The sequence below is a fragment of the Hymenobacter siberiensis genome (assembly GCF_018967865.2).
GTDB lineage: Bacteria > Bacteroidota > Bacteroidia > Cytophagales > Hymenobacteraceae > Hymenobacter > Hymenobacter siberiensis.
This window is the reverse complement of record NZ_JAHLZY020000001.1, coordinates 186,149-201,694: the sequence shown is the minus strand read 5'-3', so window position 1 is coordinate 201,694 and position 15,546 is coordinate 186,149. Positions and strand designations below refer to the sequence as shown.

12 protein-coding genes are annotated in these 15,546 nt (G+C 61.7%); 6 read left to right on the top strand and 6 right to left on the bottom strand.

What is annotated here, in order from left to right; genetic code table 11:
* Positions 1-20 precede the first annotated feature (20 nt).
* Positions 21-1,472, top strand: a complete 1,452-nt coding sequence (locus KQ659_RS00895) for an SGNH/GDSL hydrolase family protein (RefSeq protein ID WP_216690438.1) — start codon at positions 21-23, stop codon at positions 1,470-1,472.
* Between the two features lie 81 nt (positions 1,473-1,553).
* On the opposite strand, the gene KQ659_RS00890 is transcribed toward KQ659_RS00895, so the two are convergent.
* Positions 1,554-2,528, bottom strand: coding sequence for a YpdA family putative bacillithiol disulfide reductase (locus tag KQ659_RS00890; protein ID WP_216679228.1), 975 nt, complete (start codon positions 2,526-2,528; stop codon positions 1,554-1,556).
* Between the two features lie 105 nt (positions 2,529-2,633).
* On the opposite strand from KQ659_RS00890, the gene KQ659_RS00885 reads away from it, so the two are divergent.
* Positions 2,634-3,548 (top strand): class I SAM-dependent methyltransferase, encoded by a 915-nt coding sequence (locus KQ659_RS00885; RefSeq protein WP_216685587.1) that lies wholly within the window; start codon positions 2,634-2,636, stop codon positions 3,546-3,548.
* 141 nt (positions 3,549-3,689) lie between these two features.
* Here the strand turns inward: KQ659_RS00885 and KQ659_RS21670 are convergent, their stop codons facing one another.
* Positions 3,690-5,789, bottom strand: coding sequence for an alkaline phosphatase (locus KQ659_RS21670; RefSeq protein ID WP_216690439.1), 2,100 nt, complete (start codon positions 5,787-5,789; stop codon positions 3,690-3,692).
* A 196-nt stretch (positions 5,790-5,985) separates the two neighbouring features.
* Here KQ659_RS21670 and KQ659_RS00870 point away from each other — a divergent pair, with 196 nt between their 5' ends.
* Positions 5,986-7,071 (top strand): ligand-binding sensor domain-containing protein, encoded by a 1,086-nt coding sequence (locus KQ659_RS00870; protein WP_216690440.1) that lies wholly within the window; start codon positions 5,986-5,988, stop codon positions 7,069-7,071.
* 9 nt (positions 7,072-7,080) lie between these two features.
* On the opposite strand, the gene KQ659_RS00865 is transcribed toward KQ659_RS00870, so the two are convergent.
* The 4 genes from KQ659_RS00865 to KQ659_RS00850 form a co-directional block, all read right to left on the bottom strand.
* A complete protein-coding gene (locus tag KQ659_RS00865) occupies positions 7,081-7,770 on the bottom strand; it encodes a hypothetical protein (RefSeq protein WP_226929793.1) in 690 nt (229 codons plus the stop codon).
* On the bottom strand, positions 7,664-8,749 hold the full coding sequence (locus KQ659_RS00860; RefSeq protein WP_216690443.1) for an AAA family ATPase: 1,086 nt from the start codon (positions 8,747-8,749) through the stop codon (positions 7,664-7,666). Before KQ659_RS00860 ends, KQ659_RS00865 begins: the two co-directional genes overlap by 107 nt.
* A 123-nt stretch (positions 8,750-8,872) precedes the next feature.
* Positions 8,873-10,693, bottom strand: coding sequence for a molecular chaperone HtpG (gene htpG / locus KQ659_RS00855; protein ID WP_216679235.1), 1,821 nt, complete (start codon positions 10,691-10,693; stop codon positions 8,873-8,875).
* Between the two features lie 126 nt (positions 10,694-10,819).
* Entirely contained in the window at positions 10,820-11,296 is a 477-nt protein-coding gene (locus KQ659_RS00850) for a hypothetical protein (RefSeq protein ID WP_226929792.1), read from the bottom strand.
* A 171-nt stretch (positions 11,297-11,467) separates the two neighbouring features.
* Between KQ659_RS00850 and KQ659_RS00845 the strand changes: the two genes are divergently transcribed.
* The 3 genes from KQ659_RS00845 to KQ659_RS00835 all read left to right on the top strand — a co-directional run bounded on the left by KQ659_RS00845 (position 11,468) and on the right by KQ659_RS00835 (position 15,522).
* Complete coding sequence (locus KQ659_RS00845; RefSeq protein ID WP_216679237.1) at positions 11,468-11,818, top strand: hypothetical protein; 351 nt, start codon at positions 11,468-11,470, stop codon at positions 11,816-11,818.
* A 96-nt stretch (positions 11,819-11,914) separates the two neighbouring features.
* Positions 11,915-14,380 (top strand): TonB-dependent receptor, encoded by a 2,466-nt coding sequence (locus tag KQ659_RS00840; protein WP_226929791.1) that lies wholly within the window; start codon positions 11,915-11,917, stop codon positions 14,378-14,380.
* Between the two features lie 173 nt (positions 14,381-14,553).
* On the top strand, positions 14,554-15,522 hold the full coding sequence (locus KQ659_RS00835; RefSeq protein ID WP_216679238.1) for a cation diffusion facilitator family transporter: 969 nt from the start codon (positions 14,554-14,556) through the stop codon (positions 15,520-15,522).
* The last annotated feature ends 24 nt before the right edge of the window (positions 15,523-15,546 follow it).

The window sequence follows — 15,546 nt, the reverse complement described above, 5'->3', positions numbered from 1 at the left end:
TTCCTCCTGACATGAACCTAATGATTAAACGTACCGCGCCGGCACTCGCGCTGCTGGGCCTGGCCGGCTGCCAGCCCGATATTGAAGCGCCCTCGACCTCGGCCGGCTCGGCCGATTTTTCCAGCTACATCGCCGTAGGCAACTCGCTCACGGCCGGCTATTCCGACGGCGGCCTGTACCGCGAAGGCCAGCTGAGCTCGTACCCCAGCATCCTGGCCAGCCAGTTTGCCAAGGCCGGCGGCGGCAACTTTGTCCAGCCCCTCTTTACGGAGGCTCAGAGCAATGGCTCGGGGTACCTGCGGCTTGCCGGGTTTACGGCCACGGGCTCGCCCATCACGGCCAACGTGACCACCAACCTGGCCGTGCGCGGCGGCACGGCAGCAGCCCCGCTCTACACGCAGTTCCTCGACCCAGTGAACAACCTGGGCGTGCCCGGCATTCGCATGTCGGACATTCAGACCGTGGGGTACGGCAGCACGCTGGGCAACCCATATTTTGAGCGCATCACGCCCGCAGCCGCGGCCGGGCAAACCTACCTGCAGCGCGTGCAGGCTACGGTAGCGTCGCTGAAGCCGACCTTCTTCACCGAATGGCTGGGCAACAACGACGTGCTGGGCTACGCCACCGCCGGCGGTGGGGCCAACTCAATAACCCGTACTGATACCTTCACCCTCAAGACCAACCGGATTTTGAATGTATTGGTGTCTGGTGGGGCCAAAGGTGTGGTTTCGACCATTCCCGACGTAACTGGTATTCCGTTCTTCACCACCGTGGGCCCATCGTTCCGCGCCACGCTGGCGGCAGCCAACGTACCCAGCGCAGCACCGTTTGTGTACACTACTGGCATACTGGCCCCAAGCGCTACGCCGGGCACTAATGCCCGTGTAAGCACTACGCTTGCTAGCATTCGTGATGCCAGCGGCAACGGTAACCTGCTTCTAACCCTGACGGCCTCGCCCTACGCCGGTCTCTACGGTCGCCCCACTGGTAAATACTGGCGCGATTTCTACAAACAAGCAACTGGCGCGTATCCAACAAGCTCCTCCGACCCGGTCTACAATGGCTTTTTGAGAGGCATGGCTGTAGATACCACTCAGGCCTTCGGCCAGAGCACGGGCAACCCCTTCCCCAGCACGCTGGTGCTGGACGGCACCGAGCAGACGACTGTAGCAACAGCTACCACCGCATTCAACGCGGCCCTGGTAGCGGCAGCCAACGCGCGCAATCTGGCCGTATTCGATGCCTATGCCTTCTTCCGCACGATAGCGGCCGGTGGCTACGTGGTGAATGCCGCCAACAACACGACCGGCTACCTCTCGGGCTACATATTTAGCCTCGACGGCGTGCACCCTACGCCGCGCGGCTACGCCATTATCGCCAACGAAATGCTGAAGGTTATCAACGCCAAGTATGGCAGCTCCTTCCAGGGCGTGAACGCCAACAACTACCGCGGCGTCGTTTTCCCGCAGTAACCTACGGGTGAGCAACCACCAGCAAAAAGCGCCTTCCCCGGCTGGGGAAGGCGCTTTTTTTATGATGAAATTCGCCGAAAATCAGGCCGCCACAGTAGCCTGCGTGGCCAGATGCGCGGCAATGAGTTGGGCGTGGTGCCGGCCGTTTTCGATAAACCAGCGGCTGGTGGCGCGGCCGCCGCACACGGTGCCGGCCACGAACACGCCGGGCTGGGTGGTTTCGTGGGTGGCGGGGTCGAAGAGCGGGGCGCGGGCTTCGTCGGCGGGGTCGGGCTCAATGCCGAGGCGGCCGAGCAGGGCCTCGTCGGGGTGGTAGCCGGTGAGGGCGTACACGAAATCGGTGGGGATGGTGAGCGGGCCGTCGGGCGTGAGGACTTCGATGGCCTCGGGCGTGATGGCGGCGACAGTGGTGTTGAAGTGCGCCGTAATGCGGCCCTCGGCAATGCGGTTGACGAGGTCGGGGCGAATCCAGTATTTCACAGAATCGCTGATTTCGGAGCCGCGCACGATGAGCGTGACTTTGGCCCCGGCGCGGGTCATTTGCAGGGCGGCTTTGGCCGAAGAGTTTTTGGCCCCGATGACCACAACGTGCTGCATTACGTGCTGGTAGGGCTCCTTGTAGTAGTGGCTGACGTGGGGCAGGTCTTCGCCGGGCACACCCAGCGGGTTGGGCAGGTCGTAGAAGCCGGTGGCTACCACCACGTTGCGGGTCGGAATCTCCCCTTTGCTGGTGGTGATAATGAAATCACCCTGCTCCCCGCGCAGGCTCAGCACTTTCTCGTGCAGGCGGATGTCGATTTTTTCGTCGCGGGCCACCCGCTGGTAGTAGTCGAGGGCATCTTCACGCAGGGGCTTGTAGTGCGCCGTGGGAAAGGGGTAGCCGCCGATTTCAAGCAGCTCGGGCGTGGAGAAAAACTCCATGTTGGTAGGGTAGCCCACCAGGGAATTGACCAGCGCGCCCTTTTCGATAATGGCCACTTTGAGGCCTTTGCGCTGGGTTTCGAGGGCGCAGGCCAGGCCCACGGGGCCGGCTCCGATGATGAGAACGTCGAGCATAAGAATCTTGGGCGAAGTAGCGCGAACTTTGCAGTTCGCGTCCCCGCGTTGTTGTTACGAAATTGACCGTGCGGCAACGCGAACTACAAAGTTCGCGCTACTTCCATGCGTACCTGCGACCTGTGCGGCAGCACCGATTTTAAGAAGCTGCCCTTTTACTACGAATTTGAAGGCCAAAAGCTGCAAGGCACCCAATGCCGCAGCTGCAACCTGATGTTTCTCGACCCCCAGCCCACGCCCGCACAGCTGGAGCGGCTCTACGGCAAAGACTATTTCACCGAGCGCCCCAACTATGACCGGACCCAGCAGGAGGTCGTTTTCATCGAGGAAGGCCAGAAGCAGGCTGCTTTAAACCAGGTTCGGCCCGACAAGTTCACCAACTACATCCTGGCCAAATATCCCGGCCGCAGGTTCCGCTACCTCGACGTGGGCTGCGGCCCTGGCTACACCCTCAAAAGCCTGGAGGCCCTGGGCTGGGAAGCCCACGGCCTCGAAATATCCGAGCACGCGGCCGACTTCGCCCGCCGCGAGCTGCACCTGCCCGTCGTCACGGGAAACATCGAAACCACCGAGGACTTCCACGAAAACCAGTTCGACCTCGCCTACATGGGCGACGTGCTGGAGCACCTGCTCTCGCCCGCCGCCACGCTGGCCAAGTTCCACCGCATTCTGGAGCCGGGCGGGCTACTGGTGCTGGCCCTGCCGGCCACGCTCAATCTTCCCGCGGTGCGCCTGGGCTTTGCCGCCTACGCGGCTTTGGGCAAGGAGCGCAAGATGGATATTCCGCCCTACCACCTGTTCGAGTTTACGCCGGCTACCATCACCAGGATGCTCAAAAAGCAGGGATTTGAAGTGGTGGAGCTGCTGAATCCGGTGAAGCCGCCGAAGAATATTCGCCTCGGCGGCAGCGTGGTGGAGAAGGTGAGCAAGCTGGCCGGGCAGTACCCAACATACTATCTCAACAAGCTGACGGGACGGTTTGGCGACCGGATGTTTGTGGTGGCGCGGAACGTGAAGTAACCTCCCCAACGGCGTCCCCTCACGAGCCACCCGCGTCGCGAATGACACCAACTCTATAAAAAACGCCCACTGCAGATGCAGCGGGCATTTTTCTTTATCGTCAGGCTCCCCTCTCCCCAAGGAGAGGGGCCGGGGGTGAGGTTATAGCTTAATCGTGCGCTTGCTCACCACTTGCCCATTCACCGTGACGGCGGCGATGTAAAGCCCGGCGCTGAGGCGGCTGCCATCTACGGCGACGGAGTGAGTGCCCGCAGCGAAACGCTTATCGCTCAACACGCTCTGCACGCGGCGGCCCATTTCGTCGAACAGCTCAACCGTAACGGCCCCGGCCGTCGGCAGCGTGAAGCCGACTTCGAACTGATTCACGAACGGTACCGGGCTGAGCTGGAGCTGGGCTTTGGGGTCGGCGCTGCTGGTGCGCAGGCCGAGCGTAGTGCCGAAGGCGCTGATATTCAGGAAGTCGGCCATGATGGGCGTGATGGCGGTATTGTCGAGCAGGCCGCGGCCGGTAATCTGCTGGGCGTGGGTATTGGTGTTGTCTTCGGCTCCTACCCAAATGTCCTGTGGGGTGTGGTTGCCGGGCGTGGCGCCCTGGTTGCTGCCTACGCCGGTGCTGGCGCGGGTGCCGTTGCCGTTGGTGAGGGGATTTGAGCCGTAGGCCACCACGATGCGGCGGCCGGTAGCCGAAGCCGGCTGCGGGTAGTCCTTACCCTGGAAGGTATTCATCACGTAATCAGGAAACCAGCCGCCCGCGCCGCCGTCGCCGCGCACCAGGTTAGTGGGGGTGGCATAGCCCGCCTCGGCCGCTACCGACTTGGTAATCTGGCCCGAGTAAGTGCGGATTTTGGTGCCGTTAGCTTGCGCATCGGCCTCATCGTGCAGGCCCGTTACGGCGAAGCCGCCGCACTCGTGGTCGGACGTGCTAAAAATCAGGGTTTTGCCGGTGGCAGTGGGCGTGGCAAGCAGGGCCCGGCCCTCGGCCACGGCGTAGTCGAAGGCCATTACCTCCTTAATCATGTAATCGGAAGCGTACACGCTGGTGGTGCGGGGCGTGGCGGGCGTGGCGATGTAGTTGGCCTCGCCGCCGCCCGTCAGGTAGGCCGGCTTGTCCGAATCGACGGTGTACTGGTTGCCGCCGGCGGGGTTGGCCACCACCGTGATGCCGCCGGTGTTGGCGTGCTCCAGGTGGTCGATGCGGCCGGCCTCCACCATCAGGAAAAAGCCCTTGCCGTTGCTCTTAGCCTTGAGGACTTCGATGGCCATGTGGGTCATCTCGGCCAGCGAGGGCTCCCAGGCGGCGCTGGTCTGGCGGTCTTGCTCGTAGTTGACGTGCGAGGAGTTGAACAGGCCCAGCAGCTTCTTACCGCCGGGGCCATACTGGCTGAGATTGATGTTGTTGAGGGCGTCGCGACTGTTCACGTAGCCGTAGTTGCGCTGGTTCACGGCGTAGCCCACGAGGTCCACATCGTCGGCGCGGTTGCCTTTCAGGGTGGCGGCCACGCCGGTGGCCGGGTCGATGATGGCCGCACCGTTGCGGTCCAAGATGGTTTCGTAGGAGCTGGCCGCCGTGCGGGAGCGGGGCATGAAATGGCGGGCCCCGCCGCCGAGAATCACGTCCAGCTCTACGCCTACTTTGGGCGTGGGCAGCACCCAGTCGCGGGCCGCCGTGTAGCGGTACGACGTGGTGGGGCTGCTGTTGAAAACGGCTTCGTACTGCGTCTGCGTCGAGGCAATGTACTGGGCCGAGATGTAGTCCTCCAGGTCGCGGTACCAAATGTGGCTGGCAAAGGCAGCCGGCGTGGCGTGCGTGATGCGGGCCGTGCTTACGAGGCCCACGGCATAGCCCTGCTTCTTGGCGGCTTCGAGAATGGTTTCGATGGCCGCGCCCGAACCGGGGTTCAGCGAAATCACCTCGTTGTCCTGCTTGCCGGGCTTGCCACAGGCGTACACCGCCGCCCCCGGGGCCGAGTCGGTAATCCAGGAGTTGAGCGAGTGGGTGGTGACGGTGGCGTTGTACTTGAGCTTATCGAGCGCCAGCACCTGGAACCCGGCATCGGACGTGAAGCGCTTGCCCGTGGTGCCCTGGCCCATGGCCATGCGCGCCGCTGTTTTCGGGGCCAGCCCAAAGCCGTCGCCGATGTAGATGATGACGTTGTTGTTGGTGGCCGATGCCTGGGCCCGCGCCTCCTGTCCTGCCACTGCCGCCAGCACCAGGCCACCGAGTAAAATTTTCGCTTTCATAAAAGCCGGTTGAAGTTGATGAATGGAATACTAACCGGCCGCAAAATTGGGCGAGTGCCGTGAGGCCATGGTTACTCATTCATCAAGCCTGCATTATGAAAGCCGCACCAACCAAACACTTAATTAATCATTAAGTAATCAGCTGGTTGCGCAGGCAATTCTACCTTTGCACGAATCATCAAACTGTCCTGGCACCATGCTTTTTTTCCTGAAATTTCCGTGTCTTCGCCAGTGGCTGCCGGGGCTATTGCTGCTCAGCGCCAGCCCGGCGATGCAGGCCCGCCCCCGGCCGCCCTACGCGGTGCCCGGCCACGAGCAGCCCGTCGCCCTGCTGCACGCTGGCAAAGCCACCTACCTGATTACCCAGCACAGCGTGCTGCGGCTCGAAGGCCGGCGGCTCGTGCGCCACTTCCGGAGCGAAGCCGCCATTCAGTGCGCCACGACCCACGATACGGCCCTGTGGCTGGGCACGCGCCAGGGCCTGCTACGGCTGAGCCCGCGCACCTTCCGCCCGCAGCCGCTGGCTCTGCCCGGCGTGGCCGCGCCCAACGTAACGGCGCTGTTTGGCGATGCCCGGGGCCAGCTCTGGGTGGGAGCCAACGGCGCGGGCGTGTTCCGCCGGGCCGGCCAGGCCTTCGAGCAGGAGCTGCATACGCCTGCCATCAACGGCGGCGTGGCCACGGCCGACAGCGCTGTCTGGATTGCCACCAGCATCGGCCTCAGCCGCAAGCAGGGCCCCGAGTGGACGCGCTACAACGAGGAAGGCGTGGCCAACCACGAAATCCCCGATAACATCGTGGAAAAGCTACTGCCCGACAACGACGGCAACCTCTGGGTGGTGATGTCGGACGCCATCTGCGTGTTCGAAAAGGGCGGCCAGCGCGGCGCGGCCGAGACCGAGCTGCCCACCGTGAAGTTCATCGGCCGGCCCGGCAACGAGGTGTTCGGCGTGGCCCACGTGCCCGGCGCGGGCCGCCTGTTTGCCACCGCCCAGGGCCTGCTGCTGCTACCCGATGCGCCCACCACGCCCCTCCCCGACTTCGCCGCCGCTACCGATAAAATCGAGCCGCAGCGCCTGTTGCAGCCGCTGCCCGCGCTGCCGGGCGCTGGCAACCCTACCCTGCTGGCCGTAGACAAGCAGCAGCGGCTGTGGCTGGCGGGACCGGAGGGCGTGGTAGTGCTCACAGCTAAGGGGTTTCGGCAGTTTGCGCTGAAGACAGCTCCTCAAACAACTTTGACAACGAACCTCAACTCGCAAAGCCGGCGACTTCCGATGAGGTAATATGCACGGCTACAGGGCCGCCACGTATTCCTGGACTTGCGTATGAAATGCCAGAAAGCTGGCAGAACGACTGGCCAGCCAGTCAATATCCAGTCCGGCCACTAATTCCGCCACTATTGGGTTAGAATGCTTGGTGGAACACTTGCGGGCATTGTAAACCGCCTGCTTAGCCTCTGGCCGGGGCTGGGTTTCAAAGCTGATATTTTTGGTCTGACCGGGATTTTCCCGGTGCCATTTCAGGTACCACAGCCAGTGCTCGATGCACTGCACCGGCAATAGAAGCACCGCCTCTACTCCGCGACCTTCCAGCCGCAATCGCATTTCCTGCAGCTTCCGGGAGAATGCTGCGGGGTCGTGGTCGTCCAGGTCGCGGCCCACAAAAAAGCATTGCTGCTGATACTGCGACAGTCCGACTGTACAGGCTTCAGCAAAAAGGTCGTCAACCTGCTTTTTGTTGGTGGCCCGAAACCGGAGGGCAAAGGCTTCATCGAATTCGAAACGGTGCGGCGAATCGGCCGTCAGGGCAGTCAGGTAGTGCTGCAGAAAAAGCCGTTGCGCGTCGTCTTCCCCAAAGAAACCTAGCGAATGCTGCTCATGCCGGCACGCCTCCCAGGAAGCCCGATACCCAATGCTCGCCCAGCGAATCGGTGCAGCGAATGGGCGGCTTGCCTTCGGCGGCCAGCTGCGCGTTGCTTTCACTGATGAGGTCGCCGGCATTGCGAATCACCGTTTCGTCATTTTCGCGGTCGAATACGGAAATGTACTCCGGAATATCCGCAAAATGGTCGACCACATAGGGGCTGTGCGAAGTCAGAATAATCTGAATCCCCCGCAGCTCGGCCAGCTCAAAAATGAAATCCATCACCTCCTTGATGCGGCGAGGGTGAATGCCCTTCTCCGGCTCCTCCAGCAGCAATAGTTTCGGTGGGTCGGGCTGGTGCACGATGCAGAGTAGCGCCAGGAAGTAGAGGACACCTTCGGATACCTCTTCGGCCCAGTAGCAGACGTCGTTTTTGTCGAAGAATTTGAGCTTGAGCTTACCCGGTTCGTCTGGAACCGGAGCGGTTGAAACGTGAACCAAATCCCGAATACACTCTCTGAAATCTGTTTGTATCCTCTTCGCCTGAGCCCGATAATTCTGTTCCAAATAAAATAAAAACATTACCAAATCTGCTCCATCAGCGCTTGGCCTGAGCATATTCTTCAGACCAGCACTTGCCCGCAGATTTTCCGGATTGATATTATATATGATTGTACCCTGCGTTGCTTGTCTAATTTCTGCCGGGGTTGCTTGAAACTGGCCATCAAGTAACTCGGGGTTAATGACACCTTGATTATTCAGCACTTTTACCGAAGCAGCTATGTACTGACTGATAGTGTCATCTTTTAAGGCTGTTGTGACAATTGCCTCTTCACCATTATTACCGCGGAATCCCGTTATAAAAGCTACAGTAGCAGGAGAATCATACGGCCTATTTTGCAATGATTTCGACAGATTATTGCGCCCAATATTTCCGTCCTTATTTGTGTTTGATAGTAGAGCAGCCGCTACTTCAATCCCCTTCAAGAAATTTGACTTGCCCGAGTTGTTCGGCCCGATAAACAGGTTGACTTGCCCCAGCTTTACCGAGGCGTCGCGGATGCTGCGAAAATTCTGAGTGCGGAGGGACGTAAGCATGAAAGCCAAGGTAGGAGATTGGGCGTACAAACGGCCGGCCTGCTAACGCAAAAGCGGCCCCTGGCAAATTGCCAGGGGCCGCTTTTTATGGTTCGCGGACTCGCAGAGTCCACGCTACGTCCGTTAGCCCAGCAACTCCGTGCTGCGCTTCACAAACGCCGTCAGGGCTTCGCCTTTCAGCATCCCCTGGGCCAGAAGGGCCAAATCAAACGCTTGCTTGGCGAGCTTCTCGCCGCCGTCGGCCAGTACTTTGGCTACCAGCGGGTGGTTGGCGTTCACGGTCACGTCGTACGACTCGGGGAAGGCCCCGAACATCTGCATGCCGCCGCCGCCGCCGGTGCGCTGCATGTCCTTCATGCGGCGCATGAATTCGTTCTGGGTGATGGTAACCGGGGCGTCCTGCGGGCTGAGGGCGGCCACTTTCACGTGCATGGCCGGGTTGGCAATGGCCGTAGTAAAGCTTTCCTCCAGCTTCTTGGTGTCGTCTTCGGTCAGCACGCTTTCGGTGGTGCCTTCCTTCTCGATGAGCTTGCTCACCGTGTCGGCATCCACGCGCTTGAAGCTGGTTTTTTCCAGCTTCTGCTCGAGCTGGCCGATGAAGTGCGGGTCAAGGATGTGGTCGAAGTTCAGCACGTCGTAGCCGCGTTCTTTGGCGGCGGCCACGTAGCCGTGCTGCTGCTCGGCATCGTTGGTGTAAAGCACCACGGTGTTACCGTCCTTGTCCTGCTGGTTGGCCTGAATGTGCTCAGTGTACTCGCTGATGGTGAACAGCTTGCCGTCCACATTCTTGAGCAGCACGAAGTCCTTACCCTTGTCGTAGAACTTCTCGTCACTCAGCATGCCGTACTTCACGAACATGCCGATGTCGGACCACTTCTCCTCGTAGCCGGGCCGGTCCTGCTTGAACAGGCTGCTCAGCTTATCGGCCACTTTCTTGGTGATGTAGGTGTTGATTTTGCGCACAGCCGCGTCGGCCTGCAGGAAGCTGCGGCTCACGTTCAGCGGGATGTCGGGCGAGTCAATCACGCCGTGCAGCAGCATCAGGAACTCGGGCACCACGTCCTTCACCTCGTCGGTGATGAACACCTGGCGCGAGTACAGCTGAATCTTATTACGTGAAAACTGGAGCTCGTCCTTCACCTTCGGGAAGTACAGAATACCAGTGAGATTGAACGGGTAGTCCACATTCAGGTGAATCCAGAACAGGGGCTCGTCCATGCTCATGGGGTAGAGCTCCTGGTAGAATTTCTTGTAGTCCTCATCGGTCAGCTCGCTTGGCTGCTTGGTCCAGATAGGGTTGGTATCGTTGATTAGCTGGCCCTCGAACTCAATCGGAATAGGCAGGAACTTGCAGTACTTGGTGAGGATGGTGCGCAGGCGGGCTTCCTCCAGAAACTCGTCCGAATCTTCGGCCACGTTCAGCACCACGTCGGTGCCGCGCTCGGCCTTGTCGGTACTTTCCAGGGTGAAGGACGTGCTGCCATCACAGGTCCAGTGGGCGGCTTCGGTGCCTTCCTTGTAGCTCTGCGAGAAGATTTCAACCTCCTTGGCCACCATGAACGCGGAGTAGAAACCGAGGCCGAACTGTCCGATAATCTGGTCCTTAGTGGCGGCATCCTTGTCCTTGTACTGCTCCACAAACTCGGTGGCGCCGCTGAAGGCAATCTGGTTGATGTACTTCTTGATTTCCTCGCCGGTCATGCCCAGGCCGTGGTCGGAAATCGTGATTTTGCGGGCTTCCTTGTCCACGGTCACGCGCACTTTCAGCTCGCCCAGCTCGCCTTTGTACTCGCCCAGCTGGGCCAGGCTTTTCAGCTTTTGGGTGGCATCGACGGCATTGCTGACCAGCTCGCGCAGGAAAATCTCGTGGTCGGAATACAAGAACTTCTTGATAATCGGGAAGATGTTCTCGGTGTGGATGGAGATGGAGCCGGTTTCTTGCATGGTATAAAGGGGAAACGGTTGAATACAGACGGAATGGCCGGGCGCACGGGCGCTGGCCACGGTTTCCGGAGCTTTCAAAGGACGTTCCAAGGGGTACTTGACTGTCAGATTGACAGCGGCGGCGGGCTACAGCCGCTCGGGCTGGTGCCGGTGCGGGGCTTCGAGGCTACCGGCCTGCACCAGGCCGGGACCAAATACGGCATCCCACTCGGCCTGCAGCTCGGGCAGACGCGCCGAATAGTCGGCCAGCCATTGCAAGCCAGGCTCAGGCTGGGGGAAATACTGAATATCAAACCTGATGATGCTCCGGAACATGGCCAGCAGCGAGTCGATGGCCAGTTGGTTGTGCACGCGGTGGCGGTGGTTCACGAGCACCACGCGCTCCAGCGGCAGCTTCACAATGCCCGGCATCCAGCTCACGCCCAGCCACACCTGGTCGTAGACCGAGATGTCGGGAAAGGTATTCATGTTGAACAACAAATTGCGGACGCCCAGCTCCCGGTCCAGGACCAGGAGCTGCTCGGCACTTTGGCGTAGGGTACGAGTGTCGGCCCCGGAGGCCCATTCAATGCGTAACAGACTCAGCTGTTCGTCGTATTGCAAAGACAAGTCGGGAATATTGCTAATTATCACAAAAAAAGGCGCTAAAAGGCCGCTCGGGCAGCAAGATAGTGCACCGATACGAGAAATGCGCTGCCCATGATTTGTGAACTGTGACGCCGCGTGCAATTTATTTACGGAGCAACTTCCGGCGTTTACCGCCATCTTTGTATTGTGCAAGCCCTGCGTTCACCTTTAGCCCTGCTGCTGCTGCTCTGCCTCGTGCGGACGCTGCTGCCCGAGGCGTGGATTCTGGCCCTGCACCCCCACGCCCACACCACCGAGGAGCCGGCCCAGGCCCCGGCTTTTCGCCACAAGGGCAAGGCCCTCGTCAGCGCCCGGCACCAGCACTGCGACGTAGAGCAATTCTACAACGTAGCGTTTCAGGCGGCAGGGCCGGTGGCGGCGCCCCAGCACCGCGTGGCCCGGCACTACGCCGCCACGCCGCCCCTGCCGCCCGTGCGGCCAGCGGCGGGCGAGGTGCTTTTTGCGCGGTCGCTGCGCGGCCCGCCCTGCCGCGCCTAGCTTCCGGCGCATTCCTTTTTCTTTTTGGTGATACCCTACCTTGTCCGCAGCCGCGCTTTTGCAGCGGCTGACGGGCCGGGCTGCTTTAGCTTTTTTATGTCATTCAATCTTTCCCGGTTTTCTTTATTGATGGGCCTAGCGGCAGTGCCCACGGCGCTTGTTGCCCAAACGGCCCCGCCCGTGGCGGCGCGGGTGCGCCCGATGGCCCCGCCCCTCACCGGCCGCATTACCGATGCGGCTACCGGCGAGGGCCTGCCGGGGGCTAATATTATTTTCGACGACCTGAAGCAGGGCACGGCGGCCGGGCCGGATGGCTCGTTCAGCTTCAGCAGCCTGCCCCGGGGGCGCTTCACGGTGCAGGTGCGCTCGCTGGGCTACAACACCGTGTCGCAGACCGTGGACACGGGCAGCGGCCAACCCCTCGATTTCAAGCTGACGGTGGCGGCCACTGAGATTGGGCAGGTGGTGGTGACGGGCGTGTCGCAGGCCACCCAGTTGCGGCGCTCGCCCATCCCCACCTCGGTGGTGGACCATACACGGCTGAACCAGACGGCCGGCTCGAACCTCGTGGATGCCATTGCGCACACGCCCGGCGTGAGCCAGATTACCACCGGCGCGGCCATCAGCAAGCCCGTGGTGCGCGGGCTGGGCTACAACCGCGTCATCACCCTGAACAACGGGGCCAGGCAGGAAGGCCAGCAATGGGGCGACGAGCACGGCATTGAGATTGACGAGTTTAGCGTGGACCGGGCCGAGATTATCAAAGGGCCGGGCTCGCTGCTGTACGGCTCCGATGCGATGGCCGGGGTTATCAACTTCGTGGCCCCCGACCCCATTGCCGAAGGCCACATCACGGGCACGGCCACGGCCAACTACCAGACCAACAACAACCTGCAAGCCTATTCTTTTCAGAACGCGGGCAACCTCAACGGCTTCAACTGGCTGGCGCGGGGTACCCGCAAGGTGGCCGGCGACTACCAGAACCGCTACGACGGCCGGGTGTACAACTCGGGCTTTAATGAATGGGACGCCAACGGCTACGTGGGCGTAAATAAAAGCTGGGGCTATTCGCACCTGACTTTCAGCACGTTCAACCAGCGGCTGGGGCTGACCGAGGGCGCCCGTGACCCGCAAACCGGCCGCTTCGTGAAAGACGTACCCAGCGGCGACTCGACCCAGAGCGTGCCCGTGACCGACGGCGACCTGCGCGGCTATGGCCTGGCCGTGCCCCAGCAGCAGATTAACCACCTGCGCATCGGTACCGACAACAGTTTCATTCTGGGCCCGAACGGCGGGCGCATCGGCCTGCAGGTGAGCTACCAGCAGAACCTGCGCCGCGAATACGGCAACGTGCTCGACCCCAGTGAAACCTCGCTCTACTTCCAGCTGCGCACCGTGGACTACTCGCTGCGCTATTTCCTGCCCGAGCGCAACGGCTGGAACCTGACCGTGGGCACCAGCGGCCTGCACCAGCAAAATCAGAACCTGGGCCAGGAATTCCTGATTCCGGCCTACCGCGTGAGCGAGGGCGGCGTGTTTGGCGTGGCCAAGAAAACCATTGGTGCGCTGGATATAAGCGGCGGACTGCGGTATGACGTGCGCCAGATTGCGGCCGATAAGCTGCTGCTCGACGGCCGCGAGCGGCCCACCACTAGCGCGAACCCCGATGCCGAAATCAAGTTTCCGGGCTTCCTGAGCACTTTTCGTAACTACAGCGGCAGCTTGGGCGCGGCGTATAATCTGAATGAGAAGCTGACGGTGAAGGCCAACCTCTCGCGCGGCTTCCGGGCCCCCAACATTGCCGAGCTGGGCTCGAACGGCAAGCATGAAGGCACGATTCGCTACGAAATCGGCAACGACAACCTCCGCCCCGAAACCAGCCTGCAGGTGGATGCCGGCGTGAGCTACGTCACGGACCACGTCCGGTTCAGCGTCGATGCGTTTGAGAACAGCATCAGCAACTACATTTTCACGCGCCGGCTGCTCACGGCCAGCGGGGGCGATTCGCTGCGCAACGACACCCGCGCCTATAAGTACGCCCAGGGCCAGGCCCGGCTGGTAGGCGGCGAGGTCAGCTTCGATTTCCACCCCCACCCACTCGACTGGCTGCACTTCGAAAACTCGTTCTCGATGGTGCGCGCCGAGCAGCTGAACGTGGCCGCCGCCGAGAAATACCTGCCCTTCATCCCCGGCGACCGGCTGCAATCGGAGCTGCGGGCCAACTTCCGCCGCCAGGGCCAGCGCATCACCAATCCCTACGCCCGCGTGCAGCTGGAGCACACCTTCACCCAGAACCGCTACTTCTCGGCCTTCGATACCGAGACGGCCACGCCCGGCTACACGCTCATCAACGCCGGCATCGGCACCGATTTAGCCGATGCCCGGGGCCGTACGCTTTTCTCGCTGTTCATCACGGCCAATAACCTGTTCGACGTGGGCTACCAGAGCCATTTGAGCCGGTTGAAATACGCCGATTTGAATGTGGCGAACGGGCGCACCGGCGTATTTAACCAAGGCCGGAATGTGAGCGTGCGGCTGGTGGTGCCGCTGGCGTTCAAGTAACGACGACGCGGCGGCACTGCCCCAGGTCAACCCGTTCTCCCCGCCGGGGAGGGCGGGCGGCTTTTTTTGAATTAGGGCGTGTTGGTTTCCAGCGGCCAAGGGCTGACGGTAGCGATGCACCCAAAACCCGCCGCCCTGCGTTTAGGACGCAGCCCCCAATAGTTTTCCGCCCAGTGCCCCACGACCACGACCATTCTGCCCCCGGCCACTCGCACGCCGGCCACCAGCATGCCGCCCCGCCGCCCGGCGGCGGCTTCAGCGCCGCTTTTGCCATTGGCATCGGCCTCAACCTGGCCTTTGTGATTGCCGAAACCATTGGCGGCTTCTGGGCTAATTCCAGCGCCCTGCTCTCCGATGCCGGCCACAACCTGAGCGACGTGCTGAGCCTGGCCCTGGCCTGGGGCGCAGCCTGGCTGGCAGGCAGGCCGGCCACGCGGCGCTACACGTTTGGCTACCGGGGCGCAACTATTCAGGCGGCGCTGCTGAACACGGCGCTGCTCTACGCCGCAGTGGGCTTTATCCTCTGGGAAACCATTGACCACCTGCGCCACCCGGAGCCGGTGAACGGCCGTTGGGTGATGCTGCTGGCCGGCGTTGGCATTTTGGTGAACGGCGTCACGGCCCTGCTTTTCCGCAGCGGGCAGAAGGCCGACGTGAACGTGCGCGGGGCCTACCTGCACATGATGGTGGATGCGCTGGTGAGCGCGGGCGTAGTGGCCGGCGGTGGCCTGGTGCTGCTCACCGGCTGGACCTGGCTCGACCCGGCCATCAGCTTTATCATCCTGGGCATCATCGTCTTCAGCTCGTGGGGACTGCTGCGCGACAGCCTGCGCCTGAGCCTGCAGGCCGTGCCCGATGGCATCGACCCCGAAGCCGTGCGCAACTACCTGCTGCAGCAGTCCGAAGTCGAATCCGTGCATGACCTCCACATCTGGAGCCTGAGCAGCGCCGGCCACGATGCCGCCCTCATGGCCCACCTCGTGCGCCCCGGTGGGGCCGATGCCGCCTGGCTGGCCACCCTCACCAAGGGCCTCGAAATTGAATTCAACATCCGTCACTGCACCGTGCAGGTGGAAGATGGCGAGCTACCCGGCGGCTGCCACAGCCACTGCGAGCTAAAGGCCGGTAACGCGGACTTTTAGTCCGCACGGGATACAGCAAGGGGT

What these genes read in the sequence shown, in the direction of transcription:
- KQ659_RS00895 (WP_216690438.1), top strand. Translation starts at nt 21, where the DNA reads ATGATTAAACGTACCGCGCCGGCACTCGCGCTGCTGGGCCTGGCCGGC.
- KQ659_RS00890 (WP_216679228.1), bottom strand. Translation starts at nt 2,528, where the DNA reads ATGCTCGACGTTCTCATCATCGGAGCCGGCCCCGTGGGCCTGGCCTGC.
- KQ659_RS00885 (WP_216685587.1), top strand. Translation starts at nt 2,634, where the DNA reads ATGCGTACCTGCGACCTGTGCGGCAGCACCGATTTTAAGAAGCTGCCC.
- KQ659_RS21670 (WP_216690439.1), bottom strand. Translation starts at nt 5,789, where the DNA reads ATGAAAGCGAAAATTTTACTCGGTGGCCTGGTGCTGGCGGCAGTGGCA.
- KQ659_RS00870 (WP_216690440.1), top strand. Translation starts at nt 5,986, where the DNA reads ATGCTTTTTTTCCTGAAATTTCCGTGTCTTCGCCAGTGGCTGCCGGGG.
- KQ659_RS00860 (WP_216690443.1), bottom strand. Translation starts at nt 8,749, where the DNA reads ATGCTTACGTCCCTCCGCACTCAGAATTTTCGCAGCATCCGCGACGCC.
- htpG (WP_216679235.1), bottom strand. Translation starts at nt 10,693, where the DNA reads ATGCAAGAAACCGGCTCCATCTCCATCCACACCGAGAACATCTTCCCG.
- KQ659_RS00840 (WP_226929791.1), top strand. Translation starts at nt 11,915, where the DNA reads ATGTCATTCAATCTTTCCCGGTTTTCTTTATTGATGGGCCTAGCGGCA.